Below are 15,234 nucleotides of genomic sequence, written 5' to 3'. Positions count from 1 at the left end.
CTCGACACGAACCGCACGCGTTTTCAGCGTGCGGTTTTTTTATTCATCGACGCATTCATCGGCGATAGCGAAAGCACGCGGCGCTGCCCGCGTGAAAATGGCCGAAACGTGGCTAAAAACGCCCTGAAACCCGGGGGCGGCACGCCATGGCGGGCGGTGTGGGATAATTGCCGTTTGCCCAGAGTGCAGCTCAAGAGGTTGTTCGCACGGGCGCGCAGGGGGCCGTCAATCCCGTGGCCCGCTACCCAATCGGCACTAAATCACTCTCAGGCAACCACGATGCCCGCATACCGTTCCAAGACCTCCACCGCCGGCCGCAACATGGCAGGTGCGCGCTCCCTGTGGCGCGCCACCGGCATGAAAGACGAAGACTTTTCCAAGCCGATCATCGCGGTGGTCAACTCGTTCACCCAGTTCGTGCCCGGCCACGTGCACCTGAAGGACCTCGGCCAACTCGTTGCGCGCGAAATCGAAGCCGCGGGCGGCGTGGCCAAGGAATTCAACACCATCGCCGTGGACGACGGCATCGCCATGGGCCACGACGGCATGCTGTATTCGCTGCCGAGCCGCGACATCATCGCGGATTCGGTGGAATACATGGTCAACGCGCACTGCGCCGACGCCATGGTCTGCATCTCGAACTGCGACAAGATCACCCCGGGCATGCTGATGGCCGCGATGCGCCTGAACATCCCCGTGATCTTCGTCTCCGGCGGCCCGATGGAAGCGGGCAAGACGCGCCTCGCCAACCCCGTCACGAAGGCCATCGAGGTCAAGAAGCTCGACCTGATCGACGCCATGGTGATCGCGGCGGACAGCAAGTACTCCGACGCCGAAGTGGCCGAAGTCGAGCGCTCCGCCTGCCCGACCTGCGGCTCGTGCTCGGGCATGTTCACGGCCAACTCGATGAACTGCCTGACCGAGGCGCTGGGGCTCTCGCTGCCCGGCAACGGCACGGTGGTGGCTACGCACGCGGACCGCGAGCAGCTTTTCAAGCGCGCTGGACGCCGTATCGTCGAGCTCGCGCGCCAGTACTACGAGCACGAAGACGAGCGCGTGCTGCCGCGCTCGGTAGGCTTCAAGGCGTTCGAGAACGCGATGACGCTCGACATCGCCATGGGCGGCTCGACCAATACCATCCTGCATTTGCTGGCCATTGCGCAGGAAGCGGGCATCGAGTTCACCATGGCCGACATCGACCGCCTCTCGCGCGTCGTGCCGCAGCTGTGCAAGGTGGCGCCCAACACCAACAAGTACCACATCGAAGACGTGCATCGCGCGGGCGGCATCATGGCGATCCTCGGCGAGCTCGATCGCGCCGGCAAGCTGCACACCGACGTGCCGACCGTGCATGCGCCCACGCTGAAGGACGCGCTCGCGCAGTGGGACATCGCCCTCACCGAGGACGACGCCGTGAAGACGTTCTACATGGCCGGTCCGGCGGGCATCCCCACGCAGGTGGCGTTCAGCCAGAACACGCGCTGGCCGAGCCTCGACACCGATCGCGCCGAAGGCTGCATCCGCTCGAACGCGCATGCGTTCTCGCAGGAAGGCGGCCTCGCGGTGCTCACGGGCAATATCGCGCTGGACGGCTGCGTGGTGAAGACCGCGGGCGTGGACGACAGCATTCTCGTATTCGAAGGCACGGCTCACGTGACCGAATCGCAGGACGAGGCGGTTGAGAACATCCTCGCCGACAAGGTCAAGGCCGGCGACGTCGTGATCGTGCGTTACGAAGGACCCAAGGGCGGGCCGGGCATGCAGGAAATGCTTTACCCCACGAGCTATATCAAGTCGAAGGGCCTGGGCAAGGCTTGTGCGCTGCTCACCGACGGGCGCTTCTCGGGCGGCACCTCGGGGCTTTCGATCGGCCACTGCTCGCCCGAGGCGGCGGCGGGCGGCGCCATCGGTCTCGTGCGCAATGGCGACAAGATCCGCATCGACATTCCGAATCGCACGATCAACGTGCTCGTGTCCGATGAGGAACTGGCGCGCCGTCGCGAAGAGCAGAACGCCAAGGGGTGGAAGCCGGTGAAGGCGCGCCCGCGCAAGGTGTCGGCTGCGCTCAAGGCTTATGCGAAGCTGGTGATGTCGGCGGATAAGGGCGCGGTGCGCGATCTTTCGCTGCTCGACGATTAAAACCGGCGCGCTTTGCGCATGGGTGTCAGGAAGCCGCTCTTCGGAGCGGCTTTTTTTTTGGTTCTTGCCGCGTGGGCGGAGAAAGAGACGGCTTGCGCTCCTGAAGCAACGGTCGAACCTGTGTCGGCTCGGATAGATCCAAGTAGCGCAAACCTTGAGGCGCGACTCCATTGATCCGCCTGCCTTGCACCCTGCGACCGGTCTAAATGCGCACAATAGTGCGCAAAATTGGCCGATATTTGTATCTTGCGCACGATAGTGCGCATTCTGACAAGCTCGAGCGACTCAGCCCGATGGCCAACATAAAAATGCGCATCATCGCGCGCAAAATCGCCAATTTTTACTATAATGCGCACTATGATGCGCAAAAAAACCTCCAGCACTCCGCTCTCCAGTGTTGAGCGCCTCGCCGCCACCCTGCGGGCGACCCGGCGTGAGCGCAAGCTGACCCAGCAAGCACTCGCCGAGCGCGCGGGCGTCGCGCGCCGTACGATCACCAATGCCGAAAGCGCCGGGAATGTGGGCATCCGCGAGTGGTGCCGCCTCGTTAGCGCGCTCGGTTACGAGCTGGTTCTGCGCCCGCGCGACACCGTGGTGCTGGACGAACTCGACACCATCTTCAAGGACGATGACTGATGAGCGGGGGCAAGACATTGGACATCGAGCGGCTCTTTGGCAAAATCCGCACCCTCGAGGTACACACGCCCCAAGGTACGAGCGGCCTGCTGGCCAAGGAGAGCCGCTACGTCTTCAACTACGGCCAGGTGTCCGACTCCGCGGCCGTATCGCTGACGATGCCGGTGCGCCAGGAAAGCTATGCCCGAGGCGACCTGATGGGTGTCTTCGCGATGAACCGTCCCGAAGGCTATCTGCGTCACATCATCGAGGAACGCCTTGCGCGTCTCGGAACCCCAAGCGACATGTTCCTGCTCTTCCTCGCCGGTCGTAACCAGATCGGGCGGCTGACGTATTCGGTGCCGGGGGAAAGCGTGCCGGAGCACGACGGCGAACACCTCGAGGAGCTTCTGTCCTCCCCATCCGGCAAGCTCTTTGCGCGCCTCGTCGACGAATATGCGCTCGGCTCAGGTATTTCGGGGGTCCAGCCCAAAACCGTGGTGCCCATCGCGGAACAAGGCCAGCGCGCGCCCGACGAGCACACCGCGTTGCCCCTCAATTCGGTCATCGTCAAGGCTGAGGGCGGCGACTTTCCGGGGATCGCGCGCAACGAATTCTTCTGCATGTCCGTTGCGAAGGAGGCCGGGCTGGAGGTTCCCCAGTTCTGGCTTTCCGATGATGGCAAGCTCTTTGTGATGGCGCGTTTCGACCGGCACCCGGACGGCTCTCCGCTGGGCTTTGAGGACATGGGTGTGCTCACCGGCAAGCCCAAGTACGAGGGCAGCTACGAGATGATCGCGAAGGCCGTCGACATCTTTACGGGCTCCGACTATCAACAGAATGTCTGCCTCTTTGAGCGGGTCGCCTTGTCGTGTCTGCTGCGCGATGGCGACGCGCATATGAAGAACATCGGCATCGTCTACGAGGATCCGACCGGGCCACGCCGCCTCGCCCCGGTGTTCGATGTCGTGTGCACCGACATCTATCCGGAGCTCGACGGCAGGTTGGCGCTCAAGCTCAACAAGTCCAAGGTGTTTCCCATCCCCCAGGTCCTCGTGGAGTACGGCAGCCGCCTGGGTTTGCGCGCGGACGAGTGCAAGTCCATCATGAGCCGGCTGCGCAATGCCTATGAGTCCGTCGCCGTGCGGTTTGAAAACGACCCGCGCTTCGTGGAGGATGGGCTTCTCGCGAACATCCGGCGGGTTATCGAGCGCGTCGGCGTGCAGCCGGTCGTGAGGCCCAAGGTCAAATAGCACGAACTGTGGCGCACATCGAATTCGCAGGGATCGCTTTCTGGCGCGTCACGCCGCGCAGCTTCACAAGGGCGATTGATATTCCATTGGCTTGAACGGCACCGAAGCACGTTTTCGGATCGTGACGCAATATTTATTGCGTCCGGTGTAACCAATTCGGCTTGCCAGCCGTATTGCACTATGCGCGTTGGCGATCTGCGCGCAGTCAGGAAATTCCTCAGGCATTGCCTCAGTGCTTTGTTTGCCGTACCGCGACGCTGCACCGGCGCGGCACTTATAGGAGCTGGTAATGAAATCGAACCTGCGATGTGTCTTGTGTGCGTCTTTTCTGTTGATCTTTGCGGGCATGTCCCATGCCCAGTCCGCCAATGCGCCTTCGGGCGCGTCAAACCCGGCGGGCGCGATGCCGGCAGCGCCTGGCGCGAAAAAGGCGGACCGCGCGCTCTCCCATGCTGTCCGGCACGCATTGGCTAAAGCGCCAGGCCTGGATGTTTCCGGGATTTTCGTTCGCGCGCGAGACGGTGCCGTGACGCTGAGCGGCTCGGTTCGCAATAGCGACCAGCTCCGGCAGGCGGAAGACGTTGCGCGCTCTGTGCAGGGCGTGAATTCCGTATCGAACAAGCTGACTTACTTTCACGGCGGCAACGGCTGAACGCTTGGTGACAGCAAAACAGACAGGGGGCAACCGTTTCGCGCGCCGATTGTACCGGGTGCGATGTGATGACCGGGGCGGTCATGGTCCATTACGGAGGGGAGGTCAAAATCGCTTCGGTTGGAATGAACCGGCCGGAACTGGTCGCCAGGTGGCTCCTGACTGATCCCGTTCAGCGGGCAGCGTCGAGCAAGCATAAGCAATCGTGCCATTGAGCAACACCGGCGAGGTACCGTGATCGACCAGATGCAGCTGGTAGTCCCGCAGGTCCTCGACGGTGGCGGTATCGGGGGAACGTCCGAGAAACCTGGCGCAGCGTCGGACCGGAGCCCCCTACCGCGCAAGCGGTTTAGTCCGCCGACCCTTTGCGGTCCATCAGTCCAAGGACGCACAAAGGGCCGCTTTCAGCTTTTCTTCGGACGCACGGTTTTTGTGTGGCTCATACGTTTTTGCGCGACTTTGGATCGACGCTCACACGAAGCTGTCACAGTGCCGAAGCCATAAGTCGCTCGTCGGCATACATCGGGATAGACAACTGTTCGAGCGCAGCTTGCTGCTGGGCGCCGAACACGTCTCGCTCATCCAGCGATGCGGAAATGATCGGGCGGTCCAACGTTACCTTGATGGCGTTACAGCTATCGACGAAGAATGCGCCCACTACACCTGCCTGCTCGACGCCCAGGATCCCGGCGATGTTGCGGGGGCAAAAGATATTCGCTCGCAACGCTGCGTCGTACGCCTCCTGAGACGCGAAGAGCACATCGAAGGTCAGCCGGTTGATTCCCGCATCCTTGCTGCGAATGACACGTGCAATATCCAGCAGGCGTTGAGTGCCATGCTGTACGCCTGCTGGCGCGACATCCTCGATGAGCGAGAGCGTCCGGTCGTCCAGATTCTGCGCACCGGCCGCTTCGCCGACGTCGAAATAGGCTGGGCAACCCTGACCGGCCGGCCTCCATTCGCGCCCGGTTGCTATGTAGTATTCGATTGGGAAAAGCACGTTGCGGATCACGTCCTCGTTCTGCAGGAGGTGATAAAGCGTCCATTCGTAGGCATCGGACGCATCGAGATCGAGCAACGAGCCGGAGCGAGGCCGGGTGATGGACGTGATGCGCTCAATTTCGGCGCGATGACGAGTGGCGAGTTTGCCGGCATCGCGGTCCACGGTGCGCAGCAGCGCCACGGGGCGCTCCGCGTCCGCTTCGATGAAGGCATACTCGGCCCGAGCGAGTGCTTCGGGAAATTCTCGCTGCGCGAGTTCGACAACGGCGCGACGGATTGACGGGTAGTTCTGGATGAAGACGGGGTCGCGCGTGCCGCTGGGGACGACTGCGCCGTAGCTACCGTCGGCACGCGTAAAGCTGATGAGGTTCGGCGAAAGCGGATAGGCGATATTGCCTGCCGTCGCCTTGGGCCCCGGATAGCCATAGTGAATCAGGTAGTGCGTCAGCACACTCGCGAGCTTGTTCGCCGCTTCTGCCGTACGCGCACGCGTTTCGATGATGATTCCGAGTTCGCGCTGAGTGGGCGCAACGGGTGTCTGTTGTACGCCGTTACGGCCATACACGAGGATATCCTCGGGAACAGCGTGTAGATCTTTGGGATCGAAGTAGATCAGCGATACTTTTCGCGCACCGACACGGCGTGCGCCTTCGAGCTTGATGCTCAGCGGCCAGGGCTTCTTCGTACGGAAGAAACGGCTGTTGCGGATGCCGCTCGTGCGCTCGTCGCGGGCGAAGAACTCGGTACGAGCCATCTCGAGTACGCCCTCCGGGTAAAACTGCAACTGCGGGTGCCCTTCCTCATAGAGCGAATGGGCGGCAATCGAGTAAGGTGTGCAGCGACGATTTTCGTCCGGCGCAACGAAAATCGCGCTGCCGTCGTCGTAGATCTCGGCCACGAGGCAGTCCGAAGGCGAGCCTGGATCGCACGCGAGCGCGCCGCACTCAAGCACGTGGCCGACGTGGTACGCGAGACCGGGTTCAATGCCGCGCCGGATCATGTCGGCGGCGAAGAGCGCCACGTCACAAGAACGACCCGCGAAGACGTATTTCGCGCCGCTTTCCAGCGCACTCAGGATCGGATGGATGCCCATCTGGCCGACGATCGTGCTTTCGCGCAGCGCGTTCGCGTCGAGCGCCGGCCCTGCACCCGTCGGCAGCAATGCGCCGGTGCGCAGTTCATCGAGCACGATCGACGGCTCAAGTTCAGAACGGATCACGGCTACCTTCGCGTCGTGCACGCCCAGCTCATCGAATACTTCCTTCGCGACGTCGAGCATCCAGTCAAGGTTGCGATTGCCTCCGGCCATCCCGCAACTGCCGAGAATCACCGGGCCGTCGATCTGTTTGCCCACTTCAACCATATTGCGAAAATCATTCTTGACTGCGTCGCGTTCGAAATACTCGCTGCCGGTGCCGAGATAAAATGGACCCGCATCCATCGACCCGGCATCGGAGATGACTGCGTCGATGCCGCCGGCCATTGCCTTCTGAATGGATTCCCGCGGAAATCCGTATCCCAGTGCACCGCACGCAGAGACCACACGGTAGACGAGCTTTGCCATCACATTCCCCTTGGGTTGCGTCGGACAACGACATGCCGTCCCTCTGACGCTTCGGGGTGAAGTCTGCGCGCTATTGCGGTTTGCGAATAATACGGTCTTGCGATAGGGGTATCGTCGACGCCTATGGCTTGCGAACTTCAATCATCGAGCGGTTCGCAGCCGGCGAGCGAGTGCTCGCGCAGTTGCCTTCCCACGAACGCAGCGATGAAGTCCCGCACGGATTCTCCCGCGGCGGTGAGCGGTGCCTCGGCAGATGTAACGATGTTGGCGGTGATCCAGATCGGTGGTTCGATGGGGAGCGAAACCAGTGCGCGACCGCCAGACAGCTGCTCCGTCGAGCCCAGCGGCAGGACGGCACCGCCGACGCCTGCCTGCACGGCAGCGACCATGCTGGTAACCGAGTCGGTTTCTGTGACCACGTGCGGCTCGAGTCCGGCCTTCGCGAATGCTCTGTCCAGCACGGTACGTGTGACGTTGGGCGAATAGGGCAGGATGAGCGGGACCTCGGCGAGTTTGCTGAAAGCAACGCTCGTGCGGGCCCGTGAACCGTCCGCGCGGCGCACAAGGAAGAGCCGTTGACGAAAAAGCGGGATAGATGCGCATTTGCGTGGCGGGGCATCCGCGAATAGTACGGCGAGATCGAGTGTCTGTTCGCGAATGCAGTCAGCCAACTGGTTGCTGGTTGACGACGAGAGTTTCAGATGGACCTTGGGAAGCGCGGTGTGGCATGCCGCCACGATTGGGCCGCCAAGCACTGATGCCAGCGTCGACGACATGCCAATGCAAACGTTTCCCTCAATTTCCCCGCCTTGTTCACACACGATTTCCCGCAGGCGATCCACACGTCTTAGAATCGCGCGCGCTTCGACATAGAGCCGCTCGCCTGCGGCGGTAGCACGCACGCCGCGCACGCTGCGCTGCAGCAGCGTGACACCGAGCAGTGCCTCGAGATCCGCGATTTGCTGGCTGAGTGCAGGTTGCGCGATATGGGCGACCTGTGCGGCGCGGGAGAAACTGCCAGCGTCCACGATAATGACGAAGTAGCGCAACTGACGGAGATTCATGCTGGGGCACCTCACAGACCCGGAAGAGTCAATGGTTCGCGCTCCCACCCCGGCTCTGGTCAGAGGAGCCGGGACTGAGGTTCGTGCCGGTTCTGGCTTGTCGGCCCGTCGGCCTGCCGGCGTGCGGAGGTCTGTGACCGGGTGGCAACCTGACACTCAAATGGCCATGCATCCGTGTCGATCATTGGCTGCTTATGGCCGACTTTACGCGCTCGCCGACTTCGCCGTAAGCTGGCGTTCAAAAACATTCGCCGAGCGTCAGCGGCGGCTTGGTGGCGTCATGGCTCGGCGGGTGAAACGGGCCAGCTTGGGACACTCGCAACGGCCACGTCAATCGTTGATGACCTGCGAGCGACGTTTGAGAGCGGCCAGTTGCGGTTATGCGTAGACGGCAGGGCAGGTCATTGCGAGCGCTCTATAATCTCTGCCGAACGCGCAATCGACGAACAACACTCCGCTACTGCGAGGCCTCTCATGAATATCGCGCTCAAAGCATTTCTGCTCGGCATGGTCGTTTCCCCGATGGTGTGCGCCGCTCAAACTAGCGGTTGTGATGCGAAGCGCCAATCGATAGAGCGAGAAATCACTTACGCGAAAGCACACGGCAATGCGAAGCGCGTAGATGGCCTCGAAACCGCGCTCGCTCAAATGAATGCCAATTGCACCGATGCTGTGCTGCGCAGCGACGCGCAACGCAAGGTAGTCGCGGCGCAAAAGAAGCTCGCTGAACGCGAGCGTGACCTGCAGGAAGCAAAGGCCAACGGCAAGAGCGCGAAGAAAATCGCCGATCGCCAACGCAAAGTCGACGAAGCGCATGTCGAGCTTGAAAATGCACAGATGAACGTACCGCAGTGATCGAGCATGGCCGAAAGCGGCTACGAATAGTGCCAGGCCTCTTCTGCTATCTGGATCGCTGGCGAACGACCGCCTCGGAGAATCGCGACCGTCCCTTGCGGGTCCGGAAGACTCATTCGTCGATAAAGAGATGAGACATTCGTCGGCGCGGATTTGCGATTGTCAGTGAAGCGACCTTCAGCCGCCACACAGCGGCTGATCGGCGACCCTCGGGTTTGGCCGATAAGTAACACCTCAATATCGCCAGGTAAATGACCGGTTCCGGATAGCTCTGACACTTGAATGTCCAAGCAACGGTGCAAGCGAATGACATTTCATGGCCGCGTGTACGCGCTCGTCTCCCTCCACCGGAAGCCGTCGTTAGAAAACATCCGCACTCCGATAGCGGCAGCTTTGTACGGTCGCAGCTCAGCGGTCCGCTCGCCACAGAGAGACATCGAACATGCTGCTTCGAACGACCGGGATCTGGCCGGCAATCGCCATCGGCAATACATAGCCGCAACCTTCAGCGCGCTTACCGGCCGCTTATGTGCCTATGGCCTTTTGTGCCTGGGTGCTTGGTTCTGACCCAGCCTAGCAGCAAGACGCCAGAAATTCCGCTTAGGCCGATAATGACTGGCCAAAATTTGGCAATGACGATTGTGCTCATGGTAGCCGCGCTCCTTGAGAGAAAGACGACCGCTCCTGCACCGAATTATGCGACTTCGGTGCATCTCGTAAAGCGCACGTCCATCCAAGGATCACCGTTTTGCGCGTACCGGACAGTGCCCTGCCGCACATCCGTGCCACGCTCCCTGGCCGATCTCGACCAGGAAACGTCTGGTCTTGACGACTGAAAACGACCTTTACACGCCCAGCCAATACTCGTCTGACGAAAACGCCGTGGTCACGGGATGGGTTTCCAGCGTATAGAAGCGCAGATGCCGGCCGTCCGGGTCTTCCGCTGCCAACAACCAGCCGGTCACGCCGGTAAAGACCGGCGAATGCCGGATGCCATTCGCTTCCAGATAGTCGTGCCACGCAACCAGATCGTCGTGCGTCTCGACCGAAAACGTCACCGGGTCGAGCCCTGCCTCGCGCGCCGCTTTATCCGGCGACGCGCGCAGTTCGAGGTAAGTGCCGAGGCGGTCGACCTCGAGGATATAGGCGAAGAGCTCGCCGTCCGGAAGCCTGTGATCGAGTTCGGGAATGCGCTTCGCGCCCAGCGCCGATGAATAGAAAGCGAGGCTCCGGTCCAGGTCCGACACATTGAACTTGAGATGATGAATTCCTGCGATTGATGGACGATTCATAAGTTTTTGCCTTTTGCACAAGAACAGTTAGTTTCGAGGGAGCGCCCTTCTGTCGAACGCATCCGCAGCGCCTGCCGGAGCCGCGCATCAAGCCCAGGCGCTTCAGCCACGAGCGCGCCTTGCGCGCGCTCGGCATCGCGCATGGCCGGCCCGAGCGTGAGGAAAATCAGGGCGGCGACGACGAACAGCGCCGCCGACATCAACAACGCCGTGACATAGCCGCCGGTGCGGTCATGGATGACGCCGTATGCGATGCCCCCGGTCGCAATGCCCGTATAGAAGAACGCCGCAAGCCCGCCATACACCGCGCCGTAATGCCTGAGCCCAAAGAGGCGCGCACAGAAGAACGACAGGAAGTCGAGCTCGGCTCCGATGCTCAGTCCAATCAGAAGGACCGCGATCAATGCCGTGGCGGCATGCGGGCCGCTGAACATCCAGAGCAGCATGCCGAGCGCGGCGAGGCAAAGCGCGGTCGCGGCGACTCGCTCCGGACGCAACGCATCGAGCGCGCCCCCGATGACCAGCCGGCTCACCAGCACCGATGCGGCAAGCGCCGACAACAGGAAGGGTGCCGTTGCCGGCGCGAGCCCTTTCTCGATGGCGATGGACTGGAATTGCGACACGAATCCGAGCGACGCCACGCTCAGGCCGAAAATCGCCATGCCGAGCAGCCAGAACGCGCGCTTTGTGGCAGCCGTGGCGAGCCGGTCGCCCGCGAGCGTATCGGGCGCGCTTGCGCCTTGCACCGGCCCGCGGCTCAGCGCGAGCGCCAGCAGCCCGCCGACGAGCACCGCCGCGGCGAAGAACCGGTAGCCGCCCCGCCAGCCCCAGTGCGCCAATATGGCGGCGATCAAGGGAGGCAGGATCATCGCGGTCATGCCGATGCCGAGCAGCGAAAACGCAAGCGCCGTGCCGCGCGACTTCCTGAAGCGCGTCGAGATGGTTCGCGTATAGCTGACGGGCCCGGTTGCGCAGCCGAGCACATTGAGCACGATGAACGCCGCATAGAACGTCCACAACTGGCCGTTCATGGCCGAGAGCCACACGAAGCACGCCGACATGCAGATCGTCGAAAGCGCCGCCACGCGGCGCACGCCGAAACGATCGAGCAACAAGCCCGCGAAAGGCAGCACCGCGGCAGTGACAGGTAGCGCGATCAGCGACACGGCTGCGGCCGCCTTCGACCAGCCGAACTCGTGCTCGAGCGCCCGAAAGAAGAAACTCGAAACCGGGTTGTAGGCGCCAATGCCGAGCCCCAGGCCGATCACGGCGCCGATCAAGTCACGCCAGCCGCCGCGCAGTTCGTCGAGGAATGCGCTCATGATGCATCCCGCCAGCGATAGGGGTCATGGGGGGTGTTCATGTCTCGTCCTTGCCTGAAAGTGGAGATGCATCGTTCACGTCTGTCTCCAGTTGCAGAACGCCCGCGGCGATTTTCTTTGCACTCTTGAGCATCGCGGCCAGATGCTGGCGCGCGGCTTCTTCGGGCCTCAAAGCGCTGGCGATGAAAGTCATGTTGATGCAGCCGATGATTCGCTCATCAAGGACGATGGGCACTGCAATCGCGCCGGTCTCCGTGGGCTCCTCGCCGTATCGCAGGCCGTAGCCCTGCTCTCGCGTGCGTTGAAGCAATGCCTCGACCTCCGCGGGCCGCTCTATCATCTCGTTGCCGGGCTCGGGTAGCCGCGAGAGATTGGCGAGAATCTGCTCGCGTTCGTTGTCCGGGCAGAAAGCCAGATACGCCCGGCCCGTCGCCCCCTGCAGCATCGGAAAGCGCAGGCCGACCACACCGCGATCGATCGTCAGCGGGCTCGATTGCCGTGTCGTCTCGCGAATCCACATCGCGTTGTTCATGAACGTGCCGAGATCGACGGGCCAGAGCACCTTGCGCTGCAGCGCGCTCAACACCGGCCTTGCGACCTGCGTCACCCAGTCTTCATCGGAGAAGCCCTGTGCGAGCGTACGCACGAGCATGGTCAGGCAGTAGCGCTGCTGGCGCAGATTCACGGAGACGTAGCCCGCCGAGCGCAGCGTTTCCAGAATCCGGTAGAGGGCCGGCCGCGAGATGCCGGTCGCCGCCGAGAGCTCGGCAACGGTCGCGCCGTTGCGCACATTCAGCGCTCGCAGCACGGCGATGGTTCTGAGCGGCCCGCGCATCAGGCTCGCCTCGTCGTTGGCGTGGCTGGAGCGCTTTGACTTCGCGTCTGAGTTCATGGCTGTCGATCCGGTTGACGGCGCCGGACCATTTTCGCATGCGGCTTGCCCGCGGTTAAGCACGTACATGGCGCGGCTACCGGATCATCTCGCGGCCCGGATGCGCGCGCGGATATTGGCGCACGTACCGGATGCCATGAGCGAGGAAACGATCGGACGCGGTCAGATTATCGCGGCGGAAGCTGAGCGTATCGAAGATCGGCGCATCTTCGTTCACGAGGCGCAGCGAGTAGTCGCGCGACTGCGCGAGCAGCGCCCTCAGTTCGCCGTCACCGTCCGAAGCGCAATCGGCAGGCGTGGCGTTGACCAGGAACCCCTGCGTGGCGTTCGGTCCGATCGGGCACAGGCTATGCATCAGATAGAGCTTTCGCCCTTTCGTCTCGCTTGCGATGGTGACCGTGTTGACGCCCCACAGCTTGCGCATCTGGATCACGTCGCCGAATTCCGGCGCGCTCACCCGTGCTTCGTATGACAACGTGCTGTCGTGCTCGCGGACTTGCGACAGGTCGACCTCGATCGGCATGCCGTGCACGACGCGGAAGTGCTGAAGGTCGAAGCTGTTCAGGAACACGATCGAGCTGTCGACGTGCATCGGCAGCGGATTGCGAAACGCGTCGATCACGAGTGGTGATTCGTATGCACCCTGCTCGAAGTGCGGCGCAGGATGAAGCGGTGTTTCGCCGTTGAATGCCCAGACGATGCCGAGCGACTCCGCCGTCGGATAGCTGAACAGCCTGGCGTAGGGCGGCGGCGGGTCGCCAGCCGGAACCTCGGCGCAGGCGCCGGTCGAGTCGTAGCGCCAGAAGTGGAACGGGCATTGAATCCTGTCGTCGACGAGGCGCCCCACCGAAAGGTCCGCGCCGAGGTGCCGGCAATAGGAGCTCTTGACGTGGGCCACGCCGTCGGACGTGCGATAGACGATCACGCGGCCATCGAGGAACGGCGCGCCGACCAGACCGCCTTTCGACACCTCGGACGACAGCGCGACCGGATACCAGCATTGATGAAACTCGTCCTCGCCGCGAAATTCGATCTTCCTGCCGCGTCGCCATGCGCCGGCCAGCGAGGCCGTCTTTTCGGCTTCGTTTAAAGCGGTTTGCTCTGCCATCTCTGTCTCCACCACAGTCTTCGTCAATCCGCCCGCATGAAATCGGGCTTTGTTCGTCAGTGCCGCTCGCCGCTTGATGAATCAGGCGTGCAGCACCTCCCGGTAATCCGCCGGGCGCCGGCGCGCCTCGGCAATTTCCACTTCCAGACAACCGACCTTGTCGATCTCCGCGCGAATGCGGTCGCCCGGCTTCAGGAACTGACCGATCGACGCGCCGGAGCCCGCGCACGAGCCGGTAAACACGATGTCACCGGGCTCGAGCGTGATAAAGCGGCTGATCGTGGCGACCTGCTCGTACACGGAATAGAGCATGTCGGACGTGGTGCCGTTTTGCTTGATTTCGCCGTTGACGTACAGACGCAGGCCCAATTGCTGAGGATCGCCAACGAACTCGGCCGGCATCAGCATGGGCCCGACTGGCGCCATATCGTCCTGCGCCTTGGCGCGAACGAGATCGATGCCGGCCGCCGAGTCGCGGTCGAGCAGATCGCGGCACGTCAAGTCGACGCCGACGCAATAGCCCGCGATGGCGGCTTTTGCCGAGTCGAGATTTGCGTCGGTGAGCCTCGCGCCCATCACGACCGCGAGCTCGATCTCCCAGTCGAATTGCGCCGTGCCGGGGGGAATCGCAATCTTCGCGCCGGGCCCGACGATCGAGGTCGTCGGCGGACGCAGGAACATCGGCATCTTCGGCCAGCGCTGCGCAGGCAGATTGAACTCGCGAAGATGGTCTTTGTAGACCGCGCCGACGCAGACGAGCTTGTTCGGGAACCGGATCGGCGTGGCGAGTTCGGCATCGGCTTTCGATACATAGGCGGCGGACGACGCGCCCAACGTCTCGCATTGCCGTGCCACCTCGATGATCAGCGGGTAGGCCGTGTCCCACCGGTTCACGACTGCGCGCAGACTCGTGGCGAAACCGCTGGCGAGCCTGTCTAGCCGGAAGTAGCCGTGCGGCAGTGCGACGGCGGCGCGTTCGCCGTCGACGGTACAAAGATTGGCAAGTGCAAATTCCATAGCGACCGTTTTCCTTGAATTGACTGCTGCGTAGCGTTTGCGCGCGCCGGCCAACCGGAGCGGCCGATCGGCCCGCAGCGCATCCTGTTGATTTCACTTTACGAGGTGGCATGGCGCCCATCAACGCCCATTTCAGCTTTGTCCGGTGAGCGGACAGCGGGCGCGCGCATCTCCTTGACGCTTGACACAGGCTTTGCGGCGGCCGGCACGCCGGAGTCGGCGGGCTGTGCGTGTGAGCTGGCGCGGCACAGGACGGTGAGCATGCCGCCCATGACGTAATGGGTGAGGTTGATCTTCATGGATTTTTCCGACTGTGCGGGAATGGGATGCAATGCGATGCAGGCCGAGCTATACGGGCCGCTTGAATCGCGGGAGGGCGTTGGCGTTGGCGTTGGCGTTGGCGTTGGCGTTGGCGTTGGCGTTGGCGTTGGCGTTGGCGTTGGCGTTGGCGTTGGCGTT

At 62.5% G+C, this 15,234-nt stretch carries 14 protein-coding genes and 1 pseudogene; 5 read left to right on the top strand and 10 right to left on the bottom strand.

The genetic code is table 11. The features are described 5' to 3' along the window. Positions 1–279 precede the first annotated feature (279 nt). Entirely contained in the window at positions 280–2,139 is a 1,860-nt protein-coding gene (gene ilvD, locus BO1_RS32715) for a dihydroxy-acid dehydratase (RefSeq protein WP_028221159.1), read from the top strand. On the opposite strand, the gene BO1_RS59655 is transcribed toward ilvD, so the two are convergent. Next, positions 2,136–2,522, bottom strand: a complete 387-nt coding sequence (locus BO1_RS59655) for a hypothetical protein (protein WP_156992520.1) — start codon at positions 2,520–2,522, stop codon at positions 2,136–2,138. The genes ilvD and BO1_RS59655 overlap by 4 nt on opposite strands. Between BO1_RS59655 and BO1_RS32710 the strand changes: the two genes are divergently transcribed. The 3 genes from BO1_RS32710 (at position 2,500) to BO1_RS32700 (ending at position 4,659) form a co-directional block, all read left to right on the top strand. Beyond that, positions 2,500–2,775 carry a helix-turn-helix domain-containing protein gene (locus BO1_RS32710; protein ID WP_245643965.1) on the top strand — a complete coding sequence of 92 codons (276 nt, stop codon included), beginning with the start codon at positions 2,500–2,502 and terminating at the stop codon, positions 2,773–2,775. The two genes, BO1_RS59655 and BO1_RS32710, sit on opposite strands and share 23 nt — an antisense overlap. Next, on the top strand, positions 2,775–4,007 hold the full coding sequence (locus BO1_RS53735) for a type II toxin-antitoxin system HipA family toxin (RefSeq protein ID WP_043287540.1): 1,233 nt from the start codon (positions 2,775–2,777) through the stop codon (positions 4,005–4,007). The genes BO1_RS32710 and BO1_RS53735 overlap by 1 nt, the downstream gene beginning before the upstream one ends. A 289-nt stretch (positions 4,008–4,296) precedes the next feature. Continuing rightward, entirely contained in the window at positions 4,297–4,659 is a 363-nt protein-coding gene (locus tag BO1_RS32700; protein ID WP_028221157.1) for a BON domain-containing protein, read from the top strand. 201 nt (positions 4,660–4,860) lie between these two features. On the opposite strand, the pseudogene BO1_RS61440 reads toward BO1_RS32700, so the two are convergent. From BO1_RS61440 to BO1_RS53725, 3 genes and pseudogenes are all read right to left on the bottom strand, one after another. Further along, positions 4,861–4,983: pseudogene (locus BO1_RS61440) on the bottom strand (integrase); the annotation flags it as partial. A gap of 160 nt (positions 4,984–5,143) precedes the next feature. Continuing rightward, the gene (locus BO1_RS56645; RefSeq protein ID WP_084688359.1) at positions 5,144–7,225 is read right to left on the bottom strand and encodes a DUF4387 family protein; all 2,082 of its coding nucleotides are present in this window, start codon (positions 7,223–7,225) and stop codon (positions 5,144–5,146) included. Between the two features lie 137 nt (positions 7,226–7,362). Beyond that, positions 7,363–8,289, bottom strand: coding sequence for a LysR substrate-binding domain-containing protein (locus tag BO1_RS53725; RefSeq protein WP_043287537.1), 927 nt, complete (start codon positions 8,287–8,289; stop codon positions 7,363–7,365). Positions 8,290–8,763: 474 nt separating this feature from the next. Here BO1_RS53725 and BO1_RS32685 point away from each other — a divergent pair, with 474 nt between their 5' ends. Further along, entirely contained in the window at positions 8,764–9,144 is a 381-nt protein-coding gene (locus BO1_RS32685) for a DUF1090 domain-containing protein (RefSeq protein WP_028221156.1), read from the top strand. Positions 9,145–9,989: 845 nt separating this feature from the next. Here the strand turns inward: BO1_RS32685 and BO1_RS53720 are convergent. From BO1_RS53720 to BO1_RS60370, 6 genes are all read right to left on the bottom strand, one after another. After that, entirely contained in the window at positions 9,990–10,436 is a 447-nt protein-coding gene (locus tag BO1_RS53720; protein ID WP_043287535.1) for a VOC family protein, read from the bottom strand. Continuing rightward, complete coding sequence (locus tag BO1_RS32675; RefSeq protein ID WP_028221155.1) at positions 10,433–11,758, bottom strand: MFS transporter; 1,326 nt, start codon at positions 11,756–11,758, stop codon at positions 10,433–10,435. The genes BO1_RS53720 and BO1_RS32675 overlap by 4 nt, the downstream gene beginning before the upstream one ends. Before the next feature lie 37 nt (positions 11,759–11,795). Continuing rightward, the gene (locus BO1_RS53715; RefSeq protein ID WP_052409689.1) at positions 11,796–12,650 is read right to left on the bottom strand and encodes an IclR family transcriptional regulator domain-containing protein; all 855 of its coding nucleotides are present in this window, start codon (positions 12,648–12,650) and stop codon (positions 11,796–11,798) included. Positions 12,651–12,726: 76 nt separating this feature from the next. Further along, complete coding sequence (locus BO1_RS32665; protein WP_028221154.1) at positions 12,727–13,758, bottom strand: Rieske 2Fe-2S domain-containing protein; 1,032 nt, start codon at positions 13,756–13,758, stop codon at positions 12,727–12,729. A gap of 81 nt (positions 13,759–13,839) precedes the next feature. Further along, the gene (locus tag BO1_RS53710) at positions 13,840–14,775 is read right to left on the bottom strand and encodes a fumarylacetoacetate hydrolase family protein (protein WP_052409688.1); all 936 of its coding nucleotides are present in this window, start codon (positions 14,773–14,775) and stop codon (positions 13,840–13,842) included. A gap of 98 nt (positions 14,776–14,873) precedes the next feature. Next, positions 14,874–15,074 carry a hypothetical protein gene (locus BO1_RS60370; protein ID WP_028221153.1) on the bottom strand — a complete coding sequence of 67 codons (201 nt, stop codon included), beginning with the start codon at positions 15,072–15,074 and terminating at the stop codon, positions 14,874–14,876. Positions 15,075–15,234: the final 160 nt, after the last annotated feature.

This window comes from Paraburkholderia oxyphila NBRC 105797, assembly GCF_000685075.1.
GTDB lineage: Bacteria > Pseudomonadota > Gammaproteobacteria > Burkholderiales > Burkholderiaceae > Paraburkholderia > Paraburkholderia oxyphila.
The sequence above is the reverse complement of the archived record's forward strand: the minus strand, read 5'-3'. Positions and strand labels throughout refer to the sequence as shown.

Bases quoted from the DNA above. Each gene is read 5' to 3' on its own strand.
- ilvD (WP_028221159.1), top strand. From the start codon at position 280: ATGCCCGCATACCGTTCCAAGACCTCCACCGCCGGCCGCAACATGGCA.
- BO1_RS32710 (WP_245643965.1), top strand. From the start codon at position 2,500: ATGCGCAAAAAAACCTCCAGCACTCCGCTCTCCAGTGTTGAGCGCCTC.
- BO1_RS53735 (WP_043287540.1), top strand. From the start codon at position 2,775: ATGAGCGGGGGCAAGACATTGGACATCGAGCGGCTCTTTGGCAAAATC.
- BO1_RS32700 (WP_028221157.1), top strand. From the start codon at position 4,297: ATGAAATCGAACCTGCGATGTGTCTTGTGTGCGTCTTTTCTGTTGATC.
- BO1_RS56645 (WP_084688359.1), bottom strand. From the start codon at position 7,225: ATGGCAAAGCTCGTCTACCGTGTGGTCTCTGCGTGCGGTGCACTGGGA.
- BO1_RS53725 (WP_043287537.1), bottom strand. From the start codon at position 8,289: ATGAATCTCCGTCAGTTGCGCTACTTCGTCATTATCGTGGACGCTGGC.
- BO1_RS32685 (WP_028221156.1), top strand. From the start codon at position 8,764: ATGAATATCGCGCTCAAAGCATTTCTGCTCGGCATGGTCGTTTCCCCG.
- BO1_RS53720 (WP_043287535.1), bottom strand. From the start codon at position 10,436: ATGAATCGTCCATCAATCGCAGGAATTCATCATCTCAAGTTCAATGTG.
- BO1_RS32675 (WP_028221155.1), bottom strand. From the start codon at position 11,758: ATGAGCGCATTCCTCGACGAACTGCGCGGCGGCTGGCGTGACTTGATC.
- BO1_RS53715 (WP_052409689.1), bottom strand. From the start codon at position 12,650: ATGAACTCAGACGCGAAGTCAAAGCGCTCCAGCCACGCCAACGACGAG.
- BO1_RS32665 (WP_028221154.1), bottom strand. From the start codon at position 13,758: ATGGCAGAGCAAACCGCTTTAAACGAAGCCGAAAAGACGGCCTCGCTG.
- BO1_RS53710 (WP_052409688.1), bottom strand. From the start codon at position 14,775: ATGGAATTTGCACTTGCCAATCTTTGTACCGTCGACGGCGAACGCGCC.
- BO1_RS60370 (WP_028221153.1), bottom strand. From the start codon at position 15,074: ATGAAGATCAACCTCACCCATTACGTCATGGGCGGCATGCTCACCGTC.